General features: G+C 67.5%; 1 protein-coding gene. It reads right to left on the bottom strand.

The features are described 5' to 3' along the window. On the bottom strand, positions 1 to 560 hold a 560-nt coding region (locus HPO96_RS37475), incomplete at both ends, for a redoxin domain-containing protein (RefSeq protein WP_171679239.1).

Here is a 560-nt window from a genome sequence, read left to right as displayed (position 1 = left end):
TGCAGGTTGGTCGAGCGCGAGTAGCCCAGGTAGGTCTCCGGGGTGGTGCCCTTGGCGCCGATCGTGTCGGCCTGCACGGTGCCGTCCACGCGTGCGGGGAGCTGGACCGCCGGGTTCGCCTCCTTGAGCAGCTGCCGGATCTGGTCCTCGACCTGGCCGTAGCTGCCCTCGCCGAACTTGATCGCCCGGACGGTGCCGCCGGCATCGACGAGGTACTTGGCCGGCCAGTACTGGTTGCGGTACTCGGTCCAGGTGGCGAGGTTGTTGTCCTGGCCGACCGGGTAGGTGATGCCTTCCTTGCGGATGGCGGACTCGACGTTGCCGGCGCTCTTCTCGAACGCGAACTCCGGCGAGTGGATGCCGACGATCTCCAGCCCCAGCGGTTTGTACGCCTTGTCCCACGCGAGCAGGTGCGGAGTGGCGCGCTGGCAGTTGATACAGGAGTAGGCCCAGAAGTCGACCAGGATCACTTTGCCCTTGAGCCCGGCGATCGTCGCCGGTTTGCCGCCCGGGGTGTTGAACCACTTCTGCGTCCCGGTGAACTCCGGCGCGGCGCCGCA

The organism is Kribbella sandramycini, from assembly GCF_013131805.1.
Taxonomy (GTDB): Bacteria; Actinomycetota; Actinomycetes; order Propionibacteriales; family Kribbellaceae; genus Kribbella; species Kribbella sandramycini.
Note: the sequence above shows the minus strand (reverse complement) of the source record. Positions and strands in the feature narration are given on the sequence as shown.